The organism is Citrobacter sp. TBCS-14, assembly GCF_005280805.1.
Lineage (GTDB): Bacteria > Pseudomonadota > Gammaproteobacteria > Enterobacterales > Enterobacteriaceae > Citrobacter > Citrobacter gillenii.
On the sequence record NZ_SZWM01000164.1, the window covers coordinates 537387 to 560338 of the forward strand.

The following is a 22952-nucleotide window of genomic DNA, read 5'->3' on the forward strand; positions in this document are numbered from 1 at the left end:
TAATATAAATACGGGTAGTAATTTTTATAGCAGTTGCGATACAGATTACCATTCGCTTACGCAGAAACCTTAATTTTCAATTGGACCCTACCCCACTTTCACTTAAGGCGTATTATTACAGTTTAAATTTTCATTAATGCCGCATTTTTCTCTGCCAAAGCGGGTCACCGCACCAACGTTCAGATTATTGTGATGAGGAGCACACCACGAACACAAAATGCGCAAAAACATAAATATGGTGAATGTTTACATAAGCGAAAATAGAATATTTCCTATTTTGAGAGGTTCAAGCTAATACTCATGATGAAATATTAAGACTATTCCTGGTTTTATCGGGTTAACTTGACAAAACCTGCTAGATTTAACATCACGACTTTTTATCTATAGGTAGTACGATGTTGCACGTGTCGTGGGACCCTGTACTGATTGGGATTTCCTTTGTAGTCGCTTTTATTGCCTCTTTTATTGCTCTCGACAGTGCGGGAAAAGTGGCAATCTCCAGTCGACGAGAATCGACCTTCTGGCGGTTATCCGGTGGTGCGACGCTGGGTCTGGGGATCTGGTCAATGCATTTTATTGGTATGCTGGCCATGAAAATGAGCATGTCGATAAATTATCATTTCGTACTCACCGCGTGCTCTTTTCTCATTGCTCTTGTAAGTGCAACGTTTGCCATCAATATCGCCATATCGGGTCAGACGCTTTCAACAAAACGCCTGGTTGTCGCCACGAGTCTATTAAGCACTGGCGTAGTGGCAATGCACTACGTTGGCATGGCGGCCATTATTGAACATGTGGCAATTATCTGGGATCGCAGGCTTATTCTGCTTTCTGTGGTCATTGCCGTCGTGGCGTCGGGCGTGGGTTTATGGCTGGCGTTTCATTTACGCCAAAATACCCGGCGCGCGTTGATCAACCGCCTTATTGCCGCGCTCATTATGGCGCTGGCTATTGCGTCTATGCATTACACCGGGATGAGTGCTGCAACTTTCACTCACGTCACGCACACCGCGCACGAGGGGATCTCCACGCTGGAACTCTCCATTTGGGTCAGCGCCATAACGATGGTGATCCTGGGGATAATGCTGGTGATTTCGATGGTGGACGCCCAACTACGGACATCACGACTGGCAGATAATTTGCATCAATTAAACTGTCAGCTCGAACATCAGGTCCACTTTGACCCGCTGACTGGGCTTGCCAACCGCACCCAGATCGATGCCTGCCTACAGGCCTGCCTGCAGTATTCCAGGCTGCATCAACACCCTTTTGCGCTGGTCTTTATTGATCTCGATCGGTTCAAAGTGGTCAACGACACCTGGGGTCATCACATGGGTGATCAATTGCTGATCGCCAGCACTCAACGCATCTATACCTGTCTCGATGAGACCATGACCCTCGCAAGACTGGGTGGGGATGAATTTATGCTGCTGGTTCCGAATAGCGGCAGAGAGGCTATCTCCGACCTGCTGACCCGTGTTGCCAATGTTTTCAAAGAGCCGTTTTCGTTATGTGGACATTCTCTTCGGGTGTCGTTAAGCGCAGGAAGCAGTATTTACCCTGGGCATGGTACAACGCTGCATGAGTTAAAAGTGAAGGCCGATATAGCGATGTACCATGTCAAGCAGGCAGGCAGAAACGGTTGGGCAATATACACGCCAGAAATGGAGGCAATCGCAGATACGCCACCGACGTTTTTACAGGAACTGTCGCAGGCGATTGAGCGTAATCAATTCGAGCTATGGTATCAGCCTAAATATACCACAGGCGATCATACGCTGACCGGATTTGAAGCACTCCTTCGCTGGCACCACCCCGAGCGCGGCATGCTGCTGCCTGCTGAATTTCTTCCCGCGCTTGAGGAGACAGGTCTGATCATTCCAGTCGGTGACTGGGTTATTCATCAGGCCTGTTTTCAGTTACACCAATGGGCGTCGCAAGGTCATAGCCAGTGGACGCTCGCCGTAAATCTTTCATCCGCCCAGTTTGAACAGCATGATATCGTCGATATTGTCTGCAATGCTCTCGCGCAATATCAGCTATCACCGACACAATTAACGCTGGAACTGACTGAAAGTACAGCCCTTAAAAATTTAAAGCATAGCGTCGACGTTTTGAATGCATTTTCTGCACTCGGCATCACCATTTCTATTGATGATTTTGGCACCGGTTATTCAAATATCCTGATGTTAAAGTCACTCCCGGCGCGGGAATTAAAAATTGACAGAATATTTGTCAAAGATATTAGTGAGAACAGCAAAAATACAAAAATCGTGTCTACTATTATTGACATAGCCCACTCGATGAATATGTGCGTAGTGGCTGAGGGTATAGAGACACATGAGCAGGAAATACTCCTCACCCAAATGGGATGCAGAGTTTTACAAGGTTTTCTGTTTGCTAAGCCCCTGCCCGCACATCAGATCCATGAATTGATGCACACAGAAAACAGCGTAAAACCGATACTGGCCGCACAGGCATTGTCTCACCAGGAATCAATATCGTGTGAGACTGAAAAAGAAATATTAGTTGCCAGTCGGTCGGCAACATAGCCAATGAAGATAACGGGATTATCGATGAGCACAAACGAACTGCATTCACTGGATTTATTAACCATTCCGGTCTGGCTCGTTTCGCCCTATACCGAGGACCTGGTATTCGCCAATACCGTAGCGCGGGAAATCATGCAAGCTGCGGATTTCTCACGCCTCAGGAAGGGGGTGTTTTCGACCCATGCTCAGGCAGACTTAACCCAGTATCTCAGCGACCTGAAAAATCAGCATGACATTGTGGAAATTCTCACAGTTTGCCGGAACGGAGAGGAAATTGCCCAGGCCTGCCGTCTGTCGATCAGAGATCTGGCTAATTGCGGTGACGTCATTCTTTTTGAAGGTATTGAAACCCCGGCGGCACAAGGGCTTAAAGCCAGTCGTTCCGCCAATTACCAACGTAAGAAACAGGGATTTTACGCGCGTTTTTTCCTGACAAACTCAGCGCCGATGCTGCTCATCGATCCGTCTCGCGATGGGCTGATTGTCGACGCCAACCTCAGTGCACTGAATTTTTATGGTTACAGCCATGACGTGATGTGCCAGAAACATACCTGGGAAATTAACATGCTGGGGCGTCACGTCTTACCGGTGATGCATAAAATTGCGCATCTGCCTGGCGGCCATAAGCCCTTACATTTTGTCCACAAACTGGCCGACGGCAGCACTCGTCACGTGCAAACCTACGCTGGCCCCATCGAGATTTACGGTAATAAACTGATGCTGTGCATTATTCACGATATTACCGAGCAAAAACGCCTTGAGCAGGAACTGGAACGGGCTGCACTGCGTGACGCCTTAACCGGATTATTCAATCGCAGGCATTTTTATCACATCACTGAAGCTGAACAAACGCACGCTATGCCGCTGACGCAGGACTATAGCTTGTTACTGATCGACACCGATCGTTTTAAAAGCATTAACGATCTCTTCGGTCATTTGAAGGGCGATGAGGTGCTTTGCGCGCTGGCCCGCACGCTGGAAGCCTGCGCGCGTAAAGACGATCTGGTCTTTCGTTGGGGAGGTGAAGAATTTTTACTGCTCCTGCCACGTACATCTCTCGATGTTGCACTTAATCTGGCAGAAACCCTACGTGCGACGGTTGCCCGTGTCAGCCTGCCGGGCCTCCCCCGCTTTACCGTCAGCATCGGCGTGGCACGACACGAAGCGAATGAAAGCATTGATGAATTGTTCAAACGCGTGGACGACGCGTTATACAAAGCCAAGAACGAAGGCAGAAACCGGGTGCTGGCAGCCTGAGATCGCAGCCGTTAACGACTGCGTTTTGCATGGCGCTCCCAGTTTTCCTGTTTGGCCTGCGCTGTTTTGCGAAGTGCAACATAACATGCCCCGCTACCACCATGGTGCGGCAGTGCACTGCAGTACGCCTGCACGTCGTCAAACTCCGTCAACCAACGCGCCACGTAGCTGCGCACGATATTGGCATGGGAATTATCGTCTCGTCCCTTGCCATGAATAATGAGAACGTTGCGCAGCCCCTCCTGTAGGGCCTGATGGATAAAACTGAATAACATCTGACGACATGTTTCGACCGGCTGACGCAAAAGATTGAGACTCGCCTGCTGGGGATACTTTCCGCTCCTCAGCTTATCGGTAACGCCCTGCTGTAACCCCTCGCGATGAAATGCCAGCGGTTCGTTCAACGGTATGATCTCCAGAAAACCCGTCGAGAGAAAATTATCCAACTGCAGCGTATCAATACGCGCTGGCGCACGAGGATTGCGCGAAGGCTGCCAGTGGATATCAGTACAGCCTTTCAGAGGTTCAACATCCCCCATAGCGTCCAGAAACAATGATGCGTCATCAGGGTTCATGTTTCATCCTCCAGCATTTTGCGACGGTCATTATCATAACTGCGCACTATTATACCGACAACTATACCGACAACGGTTTACAGCTATTTCCAATAATCAGGCGATTCTACTCGGTGGTTTAAGTCGTGGATCTTAGGGGGTATAGCTGTGAATATCCTTGGCGTGATAAGGTGTAAGCCCGCCAGATGACACGGGTATTGTCCCGCCGGTATTGAGAGAAACGGATGCTTAATTTACTTGAAGACACCATTGCAACACCGCTAGGTCCACTGTGGGTGATTTGCGATGAACAATTTCGCCTGCGCGCCATCGAATGGGATCAGCACAGCGATCGTATGGAACAGCTGCTGGATATTCATTATCGCGCTGAAGGCTACCAGCGCATTGCCGCAAAAAACCCCGGGGGGTTAAGCGATAAGTTGTCTGAATATTTCGCGGGGAATCTGGGCATTATTGACACACTGGAAACGGCCACCGCAGGTACCCCGTTTCAGCGGGAAGTCTGGCAAGCACTACGCGCGATCCCCTGTGGTCAGGTGATGCACTATGGGCAACTGGCCGAACAACTGGGGCGTCCCGGTGCCGCCAGGGCCGTGGGTGCGGCAAACGGTTCTAACCCAGTCAGCATCGTTGTTCCCTGCCATCGCGTGATTGGACGCAACGGTACCATGACCGGATATGCAGGTGGCGTGCAGCGAAAAGAGTGGTTATTGCGCCATGAAGGCTATTTGCTACTCTAGAATCCAGGCAATTAATGCCTTATTCATCACACTTCCACATAAAGCAACCGCAGATAAAGTGCGGTTAATCAAACAGATACAAACATTCAACTCGCTTATGCCTGAATTATTCTCTCTTAGGGGTAGGTCAGGCTTACGTGCTCACCAAAAAGATGTTAAAATTGACAAATATCAATTACGGCTTGAGCAGACCTATGATCCCGGAAAAGCGAATTATACGGCGCATTCAGTCTGGCGGTTGTGCTATCCATTGCCAGGATTGCAGCATCAGCCAGCTTTGCATCCCGTTCACACTTAACGAGCACGAGCTTGACCAGCTCGATAATATCATTGAGCGCAAAAAGCCTATCCAAAAGGGGCAGACGCTCTTTAAAGCAGGCGATGAACTTAAATCACTCTATGCTATCCGCTCCGGAACGATTAAAAGCTATACCATTACCGAACAAGGCGATGAGCAAATTACCGGTTTCCATCTGGCCGGCGATTTAGTCGGTTTTGACGCCATCGGTAGCGGTCATCATCCGAGCTTTGCACAGGCGCTGGAAACCTCAATGGTCTGTGAAATCCCATTCGAGACCCTGGACGATCTGTCCGGTAAGATGCCGAATCTGCGTCAGCAGATGATGCGTCTGATGAGCGGCGAGATCAAAGGCGATCAGGACATGATCCTGTTGCTGTCTAAGAAGAACGCAGAAGAACGTTTAGCGGCCTTCATCTACAATTTGTCCCGTCGTTTTGCCCAACGTGGATTCTCGCCTCGCGAATTCCGCCTGACCATGACTCGCGGAGATATTGGTAACTATCTCGGCCTCACGGTAGAAACCATCAGTCGTCTGCTGGGTCGATTCCAGAAAAGCGGCATGCTGGCGGTGAAAGGCAAATATATCACTATCGAGAATAGCGACGCGCTGGCTGTTCTTGCTGGCCATTCGCGCAACGTAGCGTAATCGTTCTGCAAGCATCGCTATTACCCTTCTGTCACATCGCTAAATGTTCCCAATTTAACGATCTGGCAGAAGGTTCTCTTCTGCTCTAATCATCATTCATCGACTCTTTTCCGCTTTGCCCGTCTGGTATCCGTTTCCGCTTACACCAAGTGCATCCGCTATGAGTCAGTCACAATACAAAGGAATGTTATGAATTATATTCAAAGGGAAAAGCAGTGCTCAGCTCTGCAATTACATACAAGTCTGGACGCTGACCTGAAGGGCTATCAATGGGCGCGTGATCATGTCGGTCAATCTGGCGCAGCCATTTATCGATTGTATATTGTATAGTAAAGCTGGTGCGCCGGAATTGTACCTGAAGCAAGGTAGAGGGACCGTTGCCGATGATATTACAGATGAAATGATCCGACTTAATTGGCTGAAGGCTTATTTACCACTTCCGGCTATCAAGCATTTTACCCGCACAGGTGATGACGCGCTGCTACTCACAACAGCGATACCCGGCAAGACTGCGTTCCAGATGTTAGAAGAATACCCTGCTGCACAGAATAGTATTGTTGATGCACTTGCTGTATTCCTGCAGCGGTTACACCAGATCCCTGTAAGCCACTGTCCTTTTAACAGCGATCATTTGTTTCGGCTCGCATTGGCGCAAACACGAATGAATAGCGGTCTGGTTGATGCTGATGATTTTGATGATGAGCGCAAGGGGTGGTCTGTTGAACACGTCTGGAATGAGATGCAGTCCCTTTTACCCTTCTCGCCCGACTCCGTGGTGACGCACGGAGACTTCTCACTGGATAACCTTATTATTAGCCAGGGTGAAGTGGTGGGTTGTATTGATGTTGGTCGCGTTGATATCGCCGATCGATACCAGGATCTTGCCATTATCTGGAACTGTCTCGGTGATTTTTCACCGTCTTTACAGAATAGACTTTTTCATACATATGGCATCGCAACCCCTGATCTGAAAAAGTTGCAGTTTCATTTGATGCTCGATGAGTTTTTTTAAATTGACGAGAAATCTCAACCCGTTCTGGCATCAAAGGGTTACAACGGCTAAGAACAGTTGCTCTCATTTCGTGGGATACGGACAAAAAACCGGGATTCTCCCGATTTATTGATCTGGCAGGAGGGTCTCCCCTGTTTCAATCCACATTATTGGGTTACTCTTTTAATGACAAACTGCGGTGACAGTTGTAAGGAGACCCTGTATGGCTATGTATCAAAACATGCTGGTGGTCATCGATCCGAACCAGGACGATCAACCTGCATTACGGCGAGCTGTTTATTTGCATCAACGGATTGGTGGCAAAATTAAAGCCTTTTTGCCGATCTATGACTTTTCCTATGAGATGACTACCCTGTTGTCGCCCGATGAGCGGACGGCAATGCGTCAAGGCGTTATCAGTCAGCGAACGGCATGGATACGCGAGCAAGCGAAATACTATATTGATGCAGGTATTCCTCTTGATATTAAAGTGGTCTGGCACAACCGTCCCTTCGAAGCCATCATCCAGGAAGTCATCAGTGCTAAGCATGACCTGGTCCTTAAAATGGCGCACCAGCACGACCGCCTGGAGGCGGTGATTTTCACCCCAACCGACTGGCATTTATTACGTAAATGCCCAAGTCCGGTGTGGATGGTCAAAGACCAACCATGGCCGGAAGGCGGGAAGGCGCTGGTTGCCGTCAACCTGGCCAGCGAAGAAGCGTATCACAACGCGCTTAACGAAAAGCTGGTCAAAGAAACGCTGATGCTCGCAGATCAGGTTAACCATACCGAAGTACATTTGGTGGGGGCTTACCCTGTTACCCCAATCAACATCGCCATTGAACTGCCTGAGTTTGACCCTAGCGTTTATAACGACGCGATTCGCGGACAGCACCTGCTGGCCATGAAGGCATTGCGTCAGAAATTCAGCATCGATGAGAAAGTCACGCACGTTGAAAAAGGATTGCCTGAAGAGGTCATTCCTGATTTGGCAGAGCATTTACAGGCGGGTATCGTAGTACTGGGTACCGTGGGGCGCACCGGCATTTCTGCCGCATTCCTTGGCAATACGGCGGAACAGGTCATCGACCATCTACGCTGCGATCTGCTGGTCATTAAGCCCGATCAGTATCAGACGCCGGTTGAACTGGACGACGAAGACGATTGATCACGCAGCAACCTGCCGGATGACGATGTCATCCGGCATCATAAGCGCTTAGTGCTTATCCTCGCCGCCAAGGAAATAGATCCCAAGCGGGATTGCCAGCAGAATAGTAAACACCATACTGTAGACGCCAATCATTGCCGATTGGATGGCATACATGGAAGCCGTCCAGTCAGACAGCGGGATATTGTACTGTTCAATCACCCCACCTATAGTGGCACGCGTCACCACCGATGCGGCGATGATAAACACCCCAAGCAGACACAACAGAAATTTTCTTCCCTTAGCTGTCTTCAGCTTAGCCATGATCATAGTCTCGTCCTTTTCTTGTGTAGATGAAAACATTGTCACTTTGCAATAACAATACCATGACATCAACTCACTGTCTGCTACATAAACTGCCTACGGGGTTGACACCCGCGTTATTCAACTGAAAATAGCGCTAATTGTATTATTTCTATCTCCTCATGATGAATGATATGACAGCCTGTTACAGGTAAAATACCTGAGGATCAGGATGTCAGATGATATTTTGCTAACACGGAGTAGCCAGGGAGAATCATGATCGCTAAATTGTTTATGAATAATGCCTTTAATCTGACGGTCATTCTCAGTTGCTGTGCAGCATTAGTGCTGATGAGCGTCTGGTTTCATCGTAGTGAAAAACACTGCAAAGGATTTATATTCCACGCGGCGCAGTTTTTCGTCTATGCCATTATTATCGGTACGTTTGGCAGCATCGCCAATAACGTTATCGACAGCTATAAACTGACATTTGTCTCGCCCAGCGTGGTCGATTTTCTTTGTACCTCGTTGATTGCATTGATTTTAACCACAAAGCTCTTTCTGGTGATTAACCAGTTTGAAAAAACGCAGATCAACAAAGGCCGGGACATTACCAGTGCGCGGATTCTGTCGCGTATTATTAAGATTACGATCGTCGTCGCCATCGTTTTACTGTATGGCGAGCATTTTGGTATGAGCCTGTCTGGCCTGTTAACCTTCGGCGGTATCGGTGGTATTGCTGTCGGTATGGCGGGGAAAGATATTCTGAGCAATTTCTTCTCAGGTATCATGCTGTATTTTGACAGACCGTTCAGCATCGGTGACTGGATCCGCTCCCCGGACAGAAACATCGAAGGTACGGTGACCGAAATTGGCTGGCGGATGACCAAAATAAACACCTTCGATCATCGTCCCCTGTATGTGCCCAATTCGATTTTCTCATCAATTAGCGTAGAAAACCCGGGCAGGATGAGCAATCGACGGATAAAAACGGTGATCGGGTTGCGGTATGAGGATGCCGATAAAATAAGCACGATTGTCGATGCGATCAGACAAATGCTGCAAAATCACCCTGGAATTGACCAGAAGCAGACCCTACTGGTCTACTTTAATGAGTTTGCCGATTCGTCGCTGAATATTATGGTTTACTGCTTCACCAAGACAACCGTGTGGCAGGAGTGGCTTGCCGTACAGCAAGATGTTTATTTGAAAATTATCACCCTGGTCCAGGAAAACGGCGCTGACTTTGCTTTCCCCAGCCAGACGCTGTATATGGACAATCCTCAGCCTCAGGCTTCTGCTCATTAAAAGGCATAAGGCGCGGAACCCCGCGTCTTATTAGTCTATCAATCAGGGAAGTTGGTTGTATTCTTCGTCGGCCACGGGTTCCAGGCATTCGTTCGAGGCGCCTGGAGCCGGGATTTCCACCGCGATATGCGCAAACCAACTCGCGTTATGCAACAATCTCAATTAAATTGCCGTCGGGATCGTGAATGACCGCTTCGTAATAGCCATCTCCAGTGGTACGCGGACCGGAGACGAGGATCCCCTGCTGTTTGGCGCACATTGATATTGAGTCGACGTTCTCTACCCCACCAACAGAGATCGCCAGATGTACCCACCCGGTGGTGTTATTGTCGGGCACCACCTGGCTCAGGCTGGGTTTAGTCATTAACTCAATCGCAATACTCTCGCCAATTTTGACAAAATAGGATTCAAACCCGGGATTAGTTTTACTGGCGTATTTTTCGTTAATCTCACCGCCAAAAAAGGTGACCCAGAAACGGGCCTGCAGCTCGAGATCCTGTGTCCACAGCGCCATATGTGCAATCTTCATCACCTGCCTCTCTCAAACACGCCCATTAAGGGACATTGACAATACCAGTCATAATGCACGATCATGATTATTGTTGCTCGATATTTATTTTACCAGGAGTTTTGATGCTCGATTATGCTGCATTCCCGGAACAACGTCAGTCGCTGATTTATCAAATCCTGCAGGAAAACGGTAGGGTTGTCTGTTCCGAGCTTGCCGGTCGACTCGGCGTGTCAGAACACACAATTCGTCGGGATTTGCATGAGCTAAGTAAAGAAGGTGTCTGCAAAAAAGTGTACGGTGGCGCCGTCATTTCTTTGCCGGAATCTGATGATATGTCGGTGAGGAAAACGAAAAATACGGCGAAAAAGAGTAGCCTCGCGCAACGCTGTGCCCGACTGGTCAAATCCGGCAGCTGTATCTTTATTGATAGCGGAACCACCAATCTGGCGATGGCTGAAGCGTTACCCGCCGAGCTTGCTTTGACCGTCGTGACTAATTCTCCGGAAATTGCCACCGCTCTGCTCAAGAAACCGTTGTACGATGTCATAATCCTCGGTGGCCCGATACAGCGCTCATCCGGTGGAAGTGTAGGCACCACCGCGATAACCCAGGTGCAGGGCATTTTGTTTGACCAGGGATTTATTGGCGGCTGCGCAATGGCACCGGAATCCGGTTTAACCGGGTTTGATTATGCCGACTGTGAGTTCAAGAAAGCGGTGATTAAGCAGTGCAATGAAACCATTGTCGCGCTGACGGCGGATAAGATCCCCGCAGTGGCCCGATATGTGGTCGCTCAGAGCAGCGAAATCGATGTGATAGTGGTAGAGGAAAACATAAGCAAACAGTATGGCACCGCTTTTCAGGCGCACGACATCCGGATTTATACCGTGTAACGCTCTCTCTGTGACGTCAACGAGTCACAGAGGCAAATAGCACAGTGCTAAATTTCGCCCCTGCCGTTAACGCAGTGATGGCTGACAGGTAATCCAGACGAATGTTTTGCGGACTTTCCTGCCTTTCAACCACCAAATACTCCTCTTTACCTGCCGTTGTTCGTGTCGTCACGGCTCTGGCATCAAAGACTGTGCCGTCGGTGAGCACAATACGCAGCATATAGCGGTATAAGCAGGCGATCTCCAGATAATCATGAAGGTCGCAATCAACAGGGTGATACTTTTCTGTGGAATACATAACGGCCCCTGACCATTCGATCGGATGTTCGGGAAATTGCCCACGCAACGCCCCGAACGCTTGTGTTATTTCAAGGCTTCGATAGGTGCGCCGAAGTTGATATGCAGCACATTGCCATCGATGACCAACGCCGGAACAGACTTCACGCCAGCCAACTCAGCCTCTGCCACCCGAGCAGGCTGTTCTCCCAGGTGAATGACATCAACCTCCACATCAGGGGACAGATGTTGTAGCAGCGTTTGTTCTGCGGATACGCACACCGGGCAACCAGCATGATAAAACCGGGCTTTGCTCATAATATCTCTCCTGTAAATTATAGTATCGATTCGATACTATAATTTATACTACGATAGATTTAGACTTTGTCAATATAGTTTTTAGTCGATACTATATGTCGAGGAGGATTTTGTTATGCACGATATGTCACTTTTCGACGTTATGGACAGGCTTTCTAGCCTGATGCGGATGTGGTTTCGCCAGCATCCATTACTGTCGGAGCTGCAACCAGTACAGCTCAGCGCGTTAATGTATCTGGCGCGCTGCAACCGCTATTCCAATACGCCGCTCGGCGTGACGGATTACCTCGGTCTCACCAAAGGTACGGTATCCCAGTCGCTTAAGCTTCTGGAAACCAAAGGGTTGATCGTGCGCAAGCAGGATGATCGCGATAAACGCAGCGTTCATCTGCAGTTAACTGAGTCAGCCAACACCTTACTGGATGCGCTGCTTCCCCCCACATTTTTAGTGGCAGGCGAATCGGCAATGGGTGAACGCGCGACGCAGCTAAAAGAACTGTTGTTCGAACTACTAAGAGAAATTCAGCGGACCCACAATGTGCCAGGCTTTGGTCTGTGCCATAGCTGTCGGTTTCACCAAAAAATAAAGGGTCAGGGATTTTGTAATCTGACGAAAGAGGTGTTGAGTGAAGATGATTCAATGCTGATTTGCCGGGAGCACCAGCCCCCGGAATAACAGGAAAAGGCTGGCACGAAAATTCCCCAGCCGATACCAGATTTAATGCTTCTCAATATACATGCTGCGGCTGTATGCCACATCTTCAGGGTTGGTAATCGGATACCCCTTCAGCCATGGCTTAATTAAACGACCATTGGTGTACTGATAAATCGGAGCAATTGGCGCCTGCTCCATCAGTATTTTTTCTGCCGCATTATAGTCCGCATTACGGGCTTTTTCGGTGCTTTCCATCGTGGCCTGGGTCAACACTTTATCGTACGCGGGATTATTAAACCGCGAAATATTGCCCGTGTGAGTCGAGGTTAATAACGACAGGAAGGTAGACGGCTCATTGTAATCCCCCACCCAGGAAGCACGGATAACATCGAAATTACCGGTATTACGACTGTCGATGTAGGTTTTCCACTCCTGGTTTTGCAACTTCACATCAACGCCCAAGTTTTTTTTCCACATTGACGCGACGGCGATGGCAATCTTCTGATGGTTTTCTGACGTATTATACAACAGCGTCAGATTTAGCGGTTTTTGTGGTCCATAGCCTGCCGCACGCAGCAGCGTCTTCGCCTGCGCGTTCAGCTCTTCCTGACTCATTTGCTCAAACGGTGAAGGTTCAGGCGTAAATCCCGCCGTGACATCCGGGGTAAAATGCCAGGCTGGTTTTTCGCCGGTTCCGAGGACTTTTTCCGCCATCAGACGACGATCGATAGTCATGCTGAGCGCCAGACGCACGCGTGAATCAGCCGTCGGGCCTTTCTGGGTGTTAAACGCATAATAATAGGTGCCGAGCTGCGGCGGGGTATAAACCTGTCCCGGAATATCCTTCAGTAGTTTCTGATACATGTTTTTCGGGAAGGATTCCGTAATATCAATATCGCCAGCCAGATAACGTTTTGTTGCCGCAGATTCCTGGTTAATCGGCAGGAAGGTGACTTTTTGCAGCACGGTATTGGCGTTATCCCAATAATGCGTATTCGGTACCACCACCAATTTTTCGTTAACCACGCGGTCTTTTAATACATACGCGCCGTTACCGATTAAATGACCCGGTCTCGTCCACTCTTTACCGCTTTCAACATTGGCTTTCTGTACCGGATAAAACGCAAAGTTAGCCGTTAAATTTGCAAACCACGGCAGCGGTTTATCCAGCTGAATTCTTAAGGTGCGGGCATCTACCGCGCTAACGCCCAGCGTATCGGGAGTGGCTTTACCATCGATAATCGACTGCGCATTATTGATCCCGGCTAGCGCCGCAAACCAGGCAAACGGAGACAGTGTTTTCGGATCAACCAGACGCTGCCAGCTGTAAACAAAATCTTGTGCCGTTACCGGCGTACCGTCGGCCCATTTGGCATTATCACGCAGCGTAAACGTCCAGACACGGTTATCGTTACTCTTCCACTGGGTGGCAACGCCAGGCACAATTTCGCCCTTTTCGTTTTGGTTAACCAGCCCTTCAAATAAATCACGAATGACCTGAATTTCTGGTAACCCCACGGCCTTGGCCGGATCGAGCGAGGCCGGTTCATCTTTGATATGACGCACCAGTTCTTGTTTCTCTGCCAGTACCGTACCGCTGGGTACATCCGCAGCCCAGGACAAGGAAATGCTGCTAACCAACAGCGCACAACAGGTTACTGGAACAGAATGCCGCATAAGATACCCTCAAATCTGGCCATTAAGTGAATGTGTAATTATTTGTATCGCCAGCAGGAAATGCAATTAACTTCGGACAAGAAAGTGATATTACACCTGAAAAGATAAGTGTGTGAAAACGATTTGATTATCCATACATTTTGCACAACACTGCGAATAACAATTTATGCATTCAGAGATGACTATGACCGTTACCCGTCCCCGTGCCGAGCGCGGCGCATTTCCGCCAGGAACCGAACATTACGGACGTTCACTCTTAGGTGCCCCGTTAATTTGGTTTCCCGCGCCGGCAGCCGATCGTGATAGTGGACTCATTCTGGCGGGTACCCACGGTGACGAAAACGCATCAATTGTCACGCTGTCCTGCGCCTTGCGTACGCTTACCCCTTCCCTGCGCCGTCACCACGTGGTACTGGCGGTAAACCCTGACGGGTGTCAGCTCGGCCTGCGCGCCAATGCTAACGGGGTTGATCTCAATCGTAATTTCCCGGCAGCAAACTGGAAAGCAGGTGAAACTGTCTACCGCTGGAATAGCAGTGCAGAACAACGTGATGTCGTGCTGTTGACGGGGGATCATCCGGGCTCCGAACCGGAAACCCAGGCGCTGTGTCAGTTGATTCACCGCATTCATCCCGCCTGGGTGGTCTCATTTCACGACCCGCTGGCATGCATTGAGGATCCGAGGCACAGCGAACTGGGCGAGTGGCTGGCACGAGGGTTTGAACTCCCCCTCGTCACCAGCGTGGGTTATGAAACACCGGGGTCTTTCGGCAGTTGGTGTGCCGATCTGAACTTGCACTGCATTACCGCAGAGTTCCCGCCCATCTCCTCAGATGAAGCCAGCGAAAAATACCTGCTGGCGATGTCCAATTTGCTGCGCTGGCACCCTAAAGATGGAGTTGCCCGGTCGTAAAATGCAGGGCGGGCTGCACATCGTTCGCAAGCCAGGTCGGGCCATCGAGATCGGCAAAGCAGACCTGCGGCGTAAGCGGCAAGGCGGCGTTAATCGCGCGCGATGTGCACAGCATGCATCCCAGCATCAATGCAAAACCCTGTTCTCGGGCTTCGGTCGCCAGCGCCAGTGCTTCCGTCAGGCCACCGGTTTTATCCAGCTTAATGTTCACCATCTCATAGCGTCCGTGCAACGCTTTCAGGCTACTGCGGGTATGGCAGCTTTCATCCGCACAGATGGGCAGCGGATGCACAAAATTCTCCAGCGCGGCATCATCCTGAGCAGGCAGCGGCTGCTCCAGCATGGCAACACCTAAGTCAGCCAGCAGCTGACAGCGTGCAGCCAGACCTTCGGCACGCCAGGACTCATTGGCATCAACAATCAACGTCGCATCAGGAACAGCCGAACGAATAGCGACCATACGTTCGCTGATTAAGCGCGCATCCAGTTTGACTTTCAGCAGCGTCGCCCCGTTCTCCCACAGTGCGGCAGCGCTTGCCGCCATCTGTTCCGGCGTGCCGATCACCACCGTCTGAGCCGTCGTTACCGTTGCATCGAGTTCGACACCGACCTGCTCGGTCAGGGTTTGCTGCTGTTGCCGGGCACTTAAATCCCAAAGCGCGCAGTCGACAGCATTACGTGCGGCACCGGCAGGCAGTAGCTTTTGTAAATCTTCGCGCGTCAGTCCGTTTTCCAGCTGTGGGGCGATACCCATAATTTGCGCCAGTACCGAGGCATCGCTCTCGCCATAGCGAGGATAAGGCGTACACTCGCCGATCCCCTTCACGCCGTTTTCTTCCAGTTCGACCACCACCACGTGCGCTTCGGTCCTGCTGCCACGGGCAATTACAAACGGGGTGTGTAACGGCCAGGCTTCCTCATATACCTTCACTGTTCTCATTTGTTTTCCTTATGCAGTCCCGGAAGTGGATATCCGCAAATAGCGTTTGCCGTGTTAACTGTTGATGGCATAAACTAACCTCGACGTTAACTATATGTAAACAGGAAGATAACCATGTCACAAACCGTTCATTTCCAGGGCAACCCGGTTGCCGTTGCCGGCTCCATTCCTCAGGCAGGTAGCAAAGCGCAGGCTTTTACCCTTGTGGCTAAAGACCTGTCTGACGTTACGCTGGGCCAGTTTGCCGGCAAGCGCAAAGTGCTGAATATTTTCCCAAGCATCGATACCGGCGTCTGTGCGGCATCGGTACGTAAGTTTAACCAACTGGCGACAGAAATCGACAATACTGTCGTACTGTGTATTTCAGCCGACCTGCCATTCGCCCATTCTCGCTTTTGTGGCGCGGAAGGTCTGAGCAACGTGATCACTCTGTCCACCCTGCGTAACGCGGAATTCCTGAAAAACTACGGCGTTGAAATCGCCGAAGGCCCACTGAAGGGCCTGGCCGCGCGTGCCGTGGTGGTTATCGACGAGAATGACAACGTCATTTTCAGCCAGCTGGTGAATGAAATCACCAACGAGCCAGACTATGCTGCCGCTCTGGACGTACTGAAAGCCTAAGTCGCCCTAAAGCAAAAAGCCTCCATTCGGAGGCTTTTTCATCTACGTATTACTCTTCGCTTTTTTTCTGCTGACTCAGACCGTATTCACGTAACTTATTGGCGATTGCCGTATGCGAAACACCAAGTCGTTTGGCCAGTTTGCGCGTACTGGGATAATTCATATACAGCTGCGTCAGGACAGAGCGCTCAAAGCGGCTGGTAATTTCATCCAGCGACCCTTCCATCACCTCTTCCCCCACAGCTACCGTCGCCGCATCATAATCCGGTAATAAGATATCCTGTGGCCGCAGTTCGTACCCTTCAAGCTGGGTTAATGCCCGGTAGATAGCATTTTTCAACTGGCGCACGTTACCCGGCCAACCGTAGCGGGTTAACACCGTACTGAGATCGGCGGACAGTTTCGGGCGCGGCACGCCCTGTTCGTCGGCAAAACGCGCCACAAACAGCTCGGTGAGCGGCATAATGTCTTGCGGGCAATCACGCAGCGGCGGCAGGTTGAGCGTCAGTACATTCAGACGATAATAGAGATCTTCACGGAACAAGCCTTTCTGTACCAGCTCCACCAGATTTTTTTGCGTGGCGCAAATCACACGGACATCAACGTGAACCTCATGATCTTCGCCGACGCGGCGGAAGGTCCCGTCATTAAGAAAACGCAGCAATTTGGTCTGCATGCTCGGCGACATTTCGCCAATTTCATCCAACAGTACTGAACCACCGTTAGCCTGCTCAAAGAAACCTTTTTTACCTTCCCCCGCATGACCAAACAGCTCGCTTTCTACCGCATCTTCAGGGATCGACGCACAATTCAGCGCCAGATAAGGTTTCGCCGCTCGCGGGCTTGCCAGATGGCAGGCATGGGCAAACAGATCTTTCCCCGTCCCGGTATTGCCGGTAATCAGCAGCGGCGCACTCAGCATGGCCAGTTTACGCGCCTGTTCTACCACGTGTTTCATTTTGGCGCTGACAGCAATAATCTGGCTAAAGGCGCTCAGGTCCTGGGTGGTCATGTTTTGCAACTGACGCCCCATGCGGATGGTGGAACGCAGCATCACCACCGCGCCGGTTAACATCTGTTCCTGATTTTCGCCCTGCAAATGGACAGGGGTTATTTCCATCAGGAAATTCTGTCCATTAATGACGACATGCTCGCTGTGGGAATCCTGCGGATTGCTCTCCAGCCAGCGCTGGAAGTTAAAGCCATTGATGAGTTGCGCCGCCGTGTGGTTGCGCATACGATCCTGAGTGTGGGCAAAAAGCTGGCAGCTCGCCGGGTTCGCCATCTCCACTTTGCTTTTCATGTCCAGTGAAAGGACCGGTTCAGGCAGCGCCTCAAGCAGCGCGCTCAGCGCCAGGTGTTCGCGTTCAGAAGGCATCCAGGGCACGGTGCGCACATCCGTAACACCGGCAATACGGCGGATTTCAGCCATCAGGCTGCTGAAGTTGGTGAACTCCAGTTCCGCAAAATTAAGGTAGATTCGCCCGATGGGGTCGATCTCGATACCGCGTAAGTCAATGCCTCGAAGCACCAGTAAATCGAGTAATTCGCGGGTCAGACCAAGTCGGTCTTCACAAAACACTTCCAGACGCATGGGAACCTTCACCTAAACAAGGGATCATGTGATAGATGATAAGCCAGTATTTCGTTAGCAGGAAGGACTCTGTCAACAAATATTGACAGCACGCTGGAAAATTAGGCGCCGGGGCGTAAAGTTATACGATCGGCGCCCATTTTTACTCAGCTTTCACGCGCAGGTTTATTCTTTTGTACGGTCTCTTTGACCTGAGTGATCAACTGGCGACGGAAATCACCGAGACGCGGTTTATCATCGTCAATCCACGGCAGCGGACGACACAGTTCCATCGCTTTAATCCCCAGACGCGCCGTTAACAACCCGGCGCCAATGCCCTGGGCAGCACGCGTGGATAAACGTGCCGCCAGATCCTGCGACATCCAGTCCATACCGACTTCGCGAACCAGTTCACTGGCCCCGGCAAAGGCAATATTCAGCAACACCAGGCGGAACAGGCGCAAGCGGCTGTAATAGCCCAGTTCGATGCCGTATAGCGTCGCAATACGGTTAATCAATCGCAGATTTCGCCAGGCGATAAATGCCATGTCCACCAGCGCCAGCGGGCTGACCGCGATCATCAACGTAGATTCTGCCGCTGAGCGGCTGATTTCACGTCGCGCCTGCGCATCCAGCACAGGCTGCACCAGATGAGCATACAGACTCACCACTTCACGATCGTTTTGCGTTTCGTGTATAGAGGCATACCAGCGCTGTAGCGCCGGATGAGACTGGTCGATACCCGCCTGCTGTGCCAGCTTTTCACAAAACGCGCGCCCTTTGCCGGCGCCATGGCTATGCAACAAATCCCGCGCTTCATCACGCTCGTGCGCGCGCTGGCGTAAACGCCACAGCCGACGCCACTCCGTTGCCACCGAACCGACACCGGCGCCAACGATCAGCGCCCCGGCGACACACCCGCCCAGCGCAACCCAGTCCTGCGTTTGCCAGGCATTCATCGTCCACTGCACACCCTGTGCGACCACGCTGACGCCAAACAATGCCAGTCCGCTCATCACCATTTTGCGCCACAGGCTACGCTTAGGACGTAAAGCAGCATCAATGACCGCTTCAGCTTGTCCTTCATCTGCCAGCGGCTCGTCAAGTTGAGCCGGAGAAAAAGTCTGCGCTTGCGTATCGTCGAACATCTGCTGCGCTTTAAAGGCCGGACGTTGATCAACGTCCAACGGTCCTGAGAAATCGATACGCGGTTTTAACGGCTCGCTCATCGCAATTTATCTCCTATTAAAAACTCCAGCGCGGCGTCAAGACGAATGTGCGGTAAGGGCTTATCCACATCCATGACCTGCGGACGAAACGCTTCAAACTGAAAGCCCTGACTGTCCCAAAACGCCTGACCCGGTAAGCGTGCTGGCACCTCTCCCGGATAGACGGTTAGCGGCGCGCCGTCGCTCAGGCGGTTCCCCCGCAGTGCCGGGATCTTCTCGCCTTTCACATCGATCAATCCGCTGGTAGTGGCCTGTACCGACGCCAGCCCCAGACAATCCATGCTGATGCCTTCAAAGGCGGCATTTTGCCAGGCGTCCTGGATCAGTTGCTGCAGTAGCGACACCATGTTGGCATGCTGATCGACCGTCACGTGGTCGGCTTTGGTAGCGGCAAACAGTAACTTGTCGATCACCGGTGAGAACAACCGCCGGAACAATGTACGCTGACCATAATGGAAGCTTTGCATCAACTGCGTGAGCGCCAGACGCATATCGTTAAACGCCTGTGGTCCGCTATTGAGCGGTTGCAGGCAGTCAACCAGCACAATCTGACGGTCAAAGCGCAGGAAGTGATTCTTATAAAACCCCTTCACCACTTTCTCGCAGTAGTAATTGAACCGATCGCGCAGCATGCCAGCGTTGGTGTGTTTATCAGCCTGCGCCAGTTTCGATTCGCCATACGCGTCAACATCCGGCCACGGGAAAAACTGCAGCGCGGGTGCGCCCGCCATATCGCCCGGCAGAACAAAGCGCCCCGGCTGAATAAAATGCAGGCCCTGCTGCTTACACTGATGCAAATAATCCGTCCAGGCGGCGGCAATCTCCGCCAAACGATTTTCATCGGCGGGCGCTAAGGGATCTAACCCCTGACTTAACTGCCGCCATTTTGCCGACCATTCTGCCCGCTGGCCCTGCAATAATCCGGTCATTTGCCGCGACCAGCTCAGGTAATCCTGTGCCAGCATCGGCAAATCAAGCAGCCATTCGCCCGGATAATCGACGATCTCCAGATATAACGTGGAGGTGTCTTTAAAGTGGCGCAGCAATGAGTCATTGGACTTATAACGCAGCGCCAGACGAATCTCACTCACGCCGCGCGTCGGTGTCGGCCAGGTCGGCGGGGCGCCGTACAGCTGGGCCAGCCCTTCATCATAGGTAAAGCGCGGAATGCCAAAGTCGCGTTGTGGAACCCGTTTAACGCCGAGCAGACGCTCTTCGCGCACCGCGCTGAGCAGCGGCAGACGAGCGCCGGCATGAATATTGAGTAATTGGTTCACCATCGCGGTGATAAACGCGGTCTTACCACTGCGGCTAAGCCCGGTGACAGCCAGACGCAGATGCCTGTCCACGCCGCGATTCACCAGCGAATTGAGTTCATTTTTGAGTCGCTTCATCGCCATCCCGTTATGCTGAAGGAACCGTAGAAAATATAACAAACTGGAAGTAAAGATAGGGGGTAATTCTTATTTATCAACTACCTGAGGTCTAGCAGGCGACAAAAAATAATGCCGCCCGAAATAGATGTACATTGTGCGATTATTTGTTTTCTACTTTCGGAAGATCAATGCTTTTGATCCCCCCTTCATTTGTGACCTGCGTGTATCCCATCTCGGTAAGCATATCTTTCGCCTGTCCCGATTGCCGCCCGGAGTTGCAGTACAGTTTCACGGTGTCGGTCTTATCCGGAACCTCGGACGCGATGTGCGCTTTGAGATCTTTTAAGGGAATGTTGACGGCTCCCTGAACATGCTCCTGCTGGTATTGCTCAGGTACGCGGACATCAATCCAATGTTCCGCGGCAAAAACCGGCATACCGATGAGCAACGCTAGCGCGAATACCCCTTTTCTCAACATAGTATCGTCCTGTTAAATGACCTAATTTCATCTAACACTATATAACTGATCTTAAGAAAATATTGCGAGCGCACTATCACTGACCATAACGGCGGGATATTTTTTTGGCGACCTTGTTCAATAAAGGTTCAAGCATCAAAACCAGCAACATTTTTAGCGGGCGACGGGCGACGGATTTTACCGCCCACCCGGCGACGCCCGCCGGGCCGTAGCGAAGTGCCGTAAACAGAACCAGCTTACCTGCTAATTTAACGCCAGGCTTTACCCTCTGCCCGGCACGTTGCCAGCGATTGTTCATCTCATTCCTCACAGTTGACGGAAGCGGCTACGCAATGTGAAGGTATCTGACGTCACATAACGCTCCATATCCCGCAAACGATTTTCACTGGCCGCCAGTTCGCGGTCGACGGCATCCAACAGTTCCCCGCTGGACGGTTGCTGTTCACCGGTTGCGACATTGTCCGGCATTGGGTCCAGCACAAAAGTCAGTACGATATAGGCCACCAGGGTGAAAAAAGCCAGGCCGAAGAAAATCGACAGTACTACCAGAATCCGTACAAGCTTCACCGGCACGTCGAGATACTGCGCGATACCTGCGCAGACCCCCTTCACCATGCCCTGCTGCGGAATACGCCACAACTTTTTGTTCAGGTTAACGCCTCCCATTAGCGGTCCCTCCAGTTAGGATGTTCAGCATCCAGAATGTCTTCCAGCGTCTGAATACGCTCACGCATGCGCTGCGCTTCAGCGTTCAGCTCCACTAAACGCTGCTGTTCGTTCTGCGACAATTCGCCACGACTGGAACGGTTGCTGTAATGCAGCCATAACCAAATCGGTAAAACAAACAGCACAAAGATGGTTAACGGGATGGCCAGAAATAGCGCGCTCATGAGTACTCCTTACAGGTGATGAGCGGCGGCGCGTTCGGGCGCCGCCAGATATTATTATTGCTTGTCTTGCTGCATTTTGGCTTTCAGTTGCGCCAACTGCTCGCTAATTTCATCATCCGCTTTCAGGTCGGCGAATTGCTGATCCAGCGATTTTTGCTTACCAAAGTTATGGCTTTCAGCTTCAGCTTCCATATGGTCGATACGACGCTCAAAAGACTCAAAACGCGCCATGGCTTCATCGAGCTTACCGCTGTCCAGTTGACGACGAACGTCACGTGAAGAACTGGCGGCCTGATGACGCAGGGTCAATGCCTGCTGACGAGCACGGGTTTCACTGAGTTTATTTTCCAGCTCGCCAATCTCTTTTTTCATGCGTGACAGCGTGTCATCAACCAGCGTCACTTCATGTTCCAGCGAGGCGATCAGATCGGTAAGCTTCTGCTTTTCAATTAAGGCAGAGCGCGCCAAATCTTCTTTCTCTTTACGCAGCGCCAGTTCTGCTTTTTCCTGCCACTCAACCTGTTGCGCTGTGGCCTGTTCAATACGGCGGGATAGCTGTTTCTTTTCCGCCAGCGCACGTGCCGAGTTCGAACGCACCTCAACCAACGTGTCTTCCATTTCCTGAATCATTAACCGCACCAGCTTCTGCGGATCTTCAGCCTTTTCCAGCAACGCATTGATGTTGGCGTTCACGATGTCGGCAAAACGAGAAAAAATACCCATAATGTAATCCTCACTGATAGTTCTGATATCGGGCGATGCCCTGCTGCTAGATTAAT

The 22952-nt window shown here is 51.0% G+C and carries 25 protein-coding genes and 2 pseudogenes; 11 read left to right on the plus strand and 16 right to left on the minus strand.

Annotated elements, in window-relative coordinates; all coding sequences use genetic code 11:
• The first annotated feature begins 395 nt into the window (after positions 1 to 395).
• Together FDX22_RS06270 and FDX22_RS06275 are read left to right on the plus strand one after the other, a co-directional pair.
• Positions 396 to 2552 (plus strand): bifunctional diguanylate cyclase/phosphodiesterase, encoded by a 2157-nt coding sequence (locus FDX22_RS06270; RefSeq protein ID WP_146716886.1) that lies wholly within the window; start codon positions 396 to 398, stop codon positions 2550 to 2552.
• Between the two features lie 24 nt (positions 2553 to 2576).
• On the plus strand, positions 2577 to 3809 hold the full coding sequence (locus FDX22_RS06275) for a sensor domain-containing diguanylate cyclase (RefSeq protein ID WP_137361790.1): 1233 nt from the start codon (positions 2577 to 2579) through the stop codon (positions 3807 to 3809).
• Positions 3810 to 3820: 11 nt separating this feature from the next.
• On the opposite strand, the gene smrA is transcribed toward FDX22_RS06275, so the two are convergent.
• Entirely contained in the window at positions 3821 to 4384 is a 564-nt protein-coding gene (smrA, locus tag FDX22_RS06280; protein ID WP_146716887.1) for a DNA endonuclease SmrA, read from the minus strand.
• 224 nt (positions 4385 to 4608) lie between these two features.
• Between smrA and ogt the strand changes: the two genes are divergently transcribed.
• The 4 genes and pseudogenes from ogt to uspE all read left to right on the plus strand — a co-directional run bounded on the left by ogt (position 4609) and on the right by uspE (position 8233).
• Complete coding sequence (gene ogt / locus FDX22_RS06285) at positions 4609 to 5124, plus strand: methylated-DNA--[protein]-cysteine S-methyltransferase (RefSeq protein ID WP_137361792.1); 516 nt, start codon at positions 4609 to 4611, stop codon at positions 5122 to 5124.
• 194 nt (positions 5125 to 5318) lie between these two features.
• Positions 5319 to 6071 (plus strand): fumarate/nitrate reduction transcriptional regulator Fnr, encoded by a 753-nt coding sequence (gene fnr / locus FDX22_RS06290; protein ID WP_135911931.1) that lies wholly within the window; start codon positions 5319 to 5321, stop codon positions 6069 to 6071.
• 189 nt (positions 6072 to 6260) lie between these two features.
• Positions 6261 to 7083: pseudogene (locus FDX22_RS06295) on the plus strand (APH(3')-I family aminoglycoside O-phosphotransferase).
• A gap of 202 nt (positions 7084 to 7285) precedes the next feature.
• Positions 7286 to 8233: a universal stress protein UspE gene (uspE, locus tag FDX22_RS06300; RefSeq protein WP_096756907.1), complete on the plus strand. Its 948-nt coding sequence runs from the start codon at positions 7286 to 7288 to the stop codon at positions 8231 to 8233.
• Between the two features lie 48 nt (positions 8234 to 8281).
• On the opposite strand, the gene FDX22_RS06305 is transcribed toward uspE, so the two are convergent.
• Entirely contained in the window at positions 8282 to 8542 is a 261-nt protein-coding gene (locus FDX22_RS06305) for a DUF2534 family protein (RefSeq protein WP_096756906.1), read from the minus strand.
• Between the two features lie 249 nt (positions 8543 to 8791).
• Between FDX22_RS06305 and FDX22_RS06310 the strand changes: the two genes are divergently transcribed.
• Positions 8792 to 9823: a mechanosensitive ion channel family protein gene (locus FDX22_RS06310; protein WP_115258348.1), complete on the plus strand. Its 1032-nt coding sequence runs from the start codon at positions 8792 to 8794 to the stop codon at positions 9821 to 9823.
• Positions 9824 to 9865: 42 nt separating this feature from the next.
• Here the strand turns inward: FDX22_RS06310 and FDX22_RS32555 are convergent.
• Positions 9866 to 9964, minus strand: a pseudogene (locus FDX22_RS32555) (cupin domain-containing protein); the annotation flags it as partial.
• A 4-nt stretch (positions 9965 to 9968) separates the two neighbouring features.
• Entirely contained in the window at positions 9969 to 10352 is a 384-nt protein-coding gene (locus tag FDX22_RS06320) for a VOC family protein (protein WP_146716888.1), read from the minus strand.
• 104 nt (positions 10353 to 10456) lie between these two features.
• Here FDX22_RS06320 and FDX22_RS06325 point away from each other — a divergent pair, with 104 nt between their 5' ends.
• A complete protein-coding gene (locus tag FDX22_RS06325; RefSeq protein ID WP_146716889.1) occupies positions 10457 to 11227 on the plus strand; it encodes a DeoR/GlpR family DNA-binding transcription regulator in 771 nt (256 codons plus the stop codon).
• A gap of 16 nt (positions 11228 to 11243) precedes the next feature.
• Here the strand turns inward: FDX22_RS06325 and FDX22_RS06330 are convergent, their stop codons facing one another.
• Entirely contained in the window at positions 11244 to 11525 is a 282-nt protein-coding gene (locus tag FDX22_RS06330; protein ID WP_115258345.1) for a Rho-binding antiterminator, read from the minus strand.
• Positions 11526 to 11590: 65 nt separating this feature from the next.
• Positions 11591 to 11821 carry a glutaredoxin domain-containing protein gene (locus FDX22_RS06335; RefSeq protein ID WP_096756901.1) on the minus strand — a complete coding sequence of 77 codons (231 nt, stop codon included), beginning with the start codon at positions 11819 to 11821 and terminating at the stop codon, positions 11591 to 11593.
• 115 nt (positions 11822 to 11936) lie between these two features.
• Here FDX22_RS06335 and FDX22_RS06340 point away from each other — a divergent pair, with 115 nt between their 5' ends.
• Complete coding sequence (locus tag FDX22_RS06340) at positions 11937 to 12497, plus strand: MarR family winged helix-turn-helix transcriptional regulator (RefSeq protein ID WP_115258344.1); 561 nt, start codon at positions 11937 to 11939, stop codon at positions 12495 to 12497.
• A gap of 42 nt (positions 12498 to 12539) precedes the next feature.
• Here the strand turns inward: FDX22_RS06340 and mppA are convergent, their stop codons facing one another.
• Positions 12540 to 14153, minus strand: coding sequence for a murein tripeptide ABC transporter substrate-binding protein MppA (gene mppA, locus FDX22_RS06345; RefSeq protein WP_115258343.1), 1614 nt, complete (start codon positions 14151 to 14153; stop codon positions 12540 to 12542).
• Positions 14154 to 14337: 184 nt separating this feature from the next.
• On the opposite strand from mppA, the gene mpaA reads away from it, so the two are divergent.
• On the plus strand, positions 14338 to 15066 hold the full coding sequence (gene mpaA / locus FDX22_RS06350) for a murein tripeptide amidase MpaA (protein ID WP_115258342.1): 729 nt from the start codon (positions 14338 to 14340) through the stop codon (positions 15064 to 15066).
• On the opposite strand, the gene ycjG is transcribed toward mpaA, so the two are convergent.
• The gene (gene ycjG, locus FDX22_RS06355; RefSeq protein WP_115258341.1) at positions 15041 to 16006 is read right to left on the minus strand and encodes an L-Ala-D/L-Glu epimerase; all 966 of its coding nucleotides are present in this window, start codon (positions 16004 to 16006) and stop codon (positions 15041 to 15043) included. The genes mpaA and ycjG overlap by 26 nt on opposite strands.
• Positions 16007 to 16120: 114 nt before the next feature.
• Here ycjG and tpx point away from each other — a divergent pair, with 114 nt between their 5' ends.
• Complete coding sequence (gene tpx, locus FDX22_RS06360) at positions 16121 to 16627, plus strand: thiol peroxidase (RefSeq protein ID WP_096756896.1); 507 nt, start codon at positions 16121 to 16123, stop codon at positions 16625 to 16627.
• A 49-nt stretch (positions 16628 to 16676) separates the two neighbouring features.
• Here the strand turns inward: tpx and tyrR are convergent, their stop codons facing one another.
• The 8 genes from tyrR to pspA all read right to left on the minus strand — a co-directional run bounded on the left by tyrR (position 16677) and on the right by pspA (position 22896).
• Entirely contained in the window at positions 16677 to 18221 is a 1545-nt protein-coding gene (gene tyrR, locus FDX22_RS06365; protein WP_115258340.1) for a transcriptional regulator TyrR, read from the minus strand.
• Positions 18222 to 18367: 146 nt separating this feature from the next.
• Positions 18368 to 19429 carry a YcjF family protein gene (locus tag FDX22_RS06370; RefSeq protein WP_096756894.1) on the minus strand — a complete coding sequence of 354 codons (1062 nt, stop codon included), beginning with the start codon at positions 19427 to 19429 and terminating at the stop codon, positions 18368 to 18370.
• Complete coding sequence (locus FDX22_RS06375) at positions 19426 to 20823, minus strand: YcjX family protein (protein WP_135911928.1); 1398 nt, start codon at positions 20821 to 20823, stop codon at positions 19426 to 19428. The genes FDX22_RS06370 and FDX22_RS06375 overlap by 4 nt, the downstream gene beginning before the upstream one ends.
• A 142-nt stretch (positions 20824 to 20965) precedes the next feature.
• Positions 20966 to 21283: a thiosulfate sulfurtransferase PspE gene (pspE, locus tag FDX22_RS06380; protein ID WP_115258338.1), complete on the minus strand. Its 318-nt coding sequence runs from the start codon at positions 21281 to 21283 to the stop codon at positions 20966 to 20968.
• 76 nt (positions 21284 to 21359) lie between these two features.
• Positions 21360 to 21581, minus strand: coding sequence for a phage shock protein PspD (pspD, locus tag FDX22_RS06385; protein WP_096756892.1), 222 nt, complete (start codon positions 21579 to 21581; stop codon positions 21360 to 21362).
• Positions 21582 to 21589: 8 nt separating this feature from the next.
• The gene (gene pspC / locus FDX22_RS06390; protein WP_096756891.1) at positions 21590 to 21949 is read right to left on the minus strand and encodes an envelope stress response membrane protein PspC; all 360 of its coding nucleotides are present in this window, start codon (positions 21947 to 21949) and stop codon (positions 21590 to 21592) included.
• The gene (pspB, locus tag FDX22_RS06395; protein WP_115258337.1) at positions 21949 to 22173 is read right to left on the minus strand and encodes an envelope stress response membrane protein PspB; all 225 of its coding nucleotides are present in this window, start codon (positions 22171 to 22173) and stop codon (positions 21949 to 21951) included. The genes pspC and pspB overlap by 1 nt, the downstream gene beginning before the upstream one ends.
• 54 nt (positions 22174 to 22227) lie before the next feature.
• Entirely contained in the window at positions 22228 to 22896 is a 669-nt protein-coding gene (gene pspA / locus FDX22_RS06400; RefSeq protein WP_096756889.1) for a phage shock protein PspA, read from the minus strand.
• Positions 22897 to 22952: the final 56 nt, after the last annotated feature.

Excerpts from the sequence above, each read along its gene's own strand:
- ogt (WP_137361792.1), top strand. The coding sequence starts at position 4,609 with ATGCTTAATTTACTTGAAGACACCATTGCAACACCGCTAGGTCCACTG.
- FDX22_RS06275 (WP_137361790.1), top strand. The coding sequence starts at position 2,577 with ATGAGCACAAACGAACTGCATTCACTGGATTTATTAACCATTCCGGTC.
- FDX22_RS06320 (WP_146716888.1), bottom strand. The coding sequence starts at position 10,352 with ATGAAGATTGCACATATGGCGCTGTGGACACAGGATCTCGAGCTGCAG.
- pspB (WP_115258337.1), bottom strand. The coding sequence starts at position 22,173 with ATGAGCGCGCTATTTCTGGCCATCCCGTTAACCATCTTTGTGCTGTTT.
- tyrR (WP_115258340.1), bottom strand. The coding sequence starts at position 18,221 with ATGCGTCTGGAAGTGTTTTGTGAAGACCGACTTGGTCTGACCCGCGAA.
- pspA (WP_096756889.1), bottom strand. The coding sequence starts at position 22,896 with ATGGGTATTTTTTCTCGTTTTGCCGACATCGTGAACGCCAACATCAAT.
- FDX22_RS06335 (WP_096756901.1), bottom strand. The coding sequence starts at position 11,821 with ATGAGCAAAGCCCGGTTTTATCATGCTGGTTGCCCGGTGTGCGTATCC.
- FDX22_RS06340 (WP_115258344.1), top strand. The coding sequence starts at position 11,937 with ATGCACGATATGTCACTTTTCGACGTTATGGACAGGCTTTCTAGCCTG.
- mppA (WP_115258343.1), bottom strand. The coding sequence starts at position 14,153 with ATGCGGCATTCTGTTCCAGTAACCTGTTGTGCGCTGTTGGTTAGCAGC.
- tpx (WP_096756896.1), top strand. The coding sequence starts at position 16,121 with ATGTCACAAACCGTTCATTTCCAGGGCAACCCGGTTGCCGTTGCCGGC.
- pspE (WP_115258338.1), bottom strand. The coding sequence starts at position 21,283 with ATGTTGAGAAAAGGGGTATTCGCGCTAGCGTTGCTCATCGGTATGCCG.
- FDX22_RS06270 (WP_146716886.1), top strand. The coding sequence starts at position 396 with ATGTTGCACGTGTCGTGGGACCCTGTACTGATTGGGATTTCCTTTGTA.
- FDX22_RS06305 (WP_096756906.1), bottom strand. The coding sequence starts at position 8,542 with ATGATCATGGCTAAGCTGAAGACAGCTAAGGGAAGAAAATTTCTGTTG.
- FDX22_RS06325 (WP_146716889.1), top strand. The coding sequence starts at position 10,457 with ATGCTCGATTATGCTGCATTCCCGGAACAACGTCAGTCGCTGATTTAT.
- pspC (WP_096756891.1), bottom strand. The coding sequence starts at position 21,949 with ATGGGAGGCGTTAACCTGAACAAAAAGTTGTGGCGTATTCCGCAGCAG.
- uspE (WP_096756907.1), top strand. The coding sequence starts at position 7,286 with ATGGCTATGTATCAAAACATGCTGGTGGTCATCGATCCGAACCAGGAC.
- mpaA (WP_115258342.1), top strand. The coding sequence starts at position 14,338 with ATGACCGTTACCCGTCCCCGTGCCGAGCGCGGCGCATTTCCGCCAGGA.
- FDX22_RS06370 (WP_096756894.1), bottom strand. The coding sequence starts at position 19,429 with ATGAGCGAGCCGTTAAAACCGCGTATCGATTTCTCAGGACCGTTGGAC.
- FDX22_RS06310 (WP_115258348.1), top strand. The coding sequence starts at position 8,792 with ATGATCGCTAAATTGTTTATGAATAATGCCTTTAATCTGACGGTCATT.
- ycjG (WP_115258341.1), bottom strand. The coding sequence starts at position 16,006 with ATGAGAACAGTGAAGGTATATGAGGAAGCCTGGCCGTTACACACCCCG.
- FDX22_RS06330 (WP_115258345.1), bottom strand. The coding sequence starts at position 11,525 with ATGTATTCCACAGAAAAGTATCACCCTGTTGATTGCGACCTTCATGAT.
- FDX22_RS06375 (WP_135911928.1), bottom strand. The coding sequence starts at position 20,823 with ATGAAGCGACTCAAAAATGAACTCAATTCGCTGGTGAATCGCGGCGTG.
- pspD (WP_096756892.1), bottom strand. The coding sequence starts at position 21,581 with ATGAACAATCGCTGGCAACGTGCCGGGCAGAGGGTAAAGCCTGGCGTT.
- fnr (WP_135911931.1), top strand. The coding sequence starts at position 5,319 with ATGATCCCGGAAAAGCGAATTATACGGCGCATTCAGTCTGGCGGTTGT.
- smrA (WP_146716887.1), bottom strand. The coding sequence starts at position 4,384 with ATGAACCCTGATGACGCATCATTGTTTCTGGACGCTATGGGGGATGTT.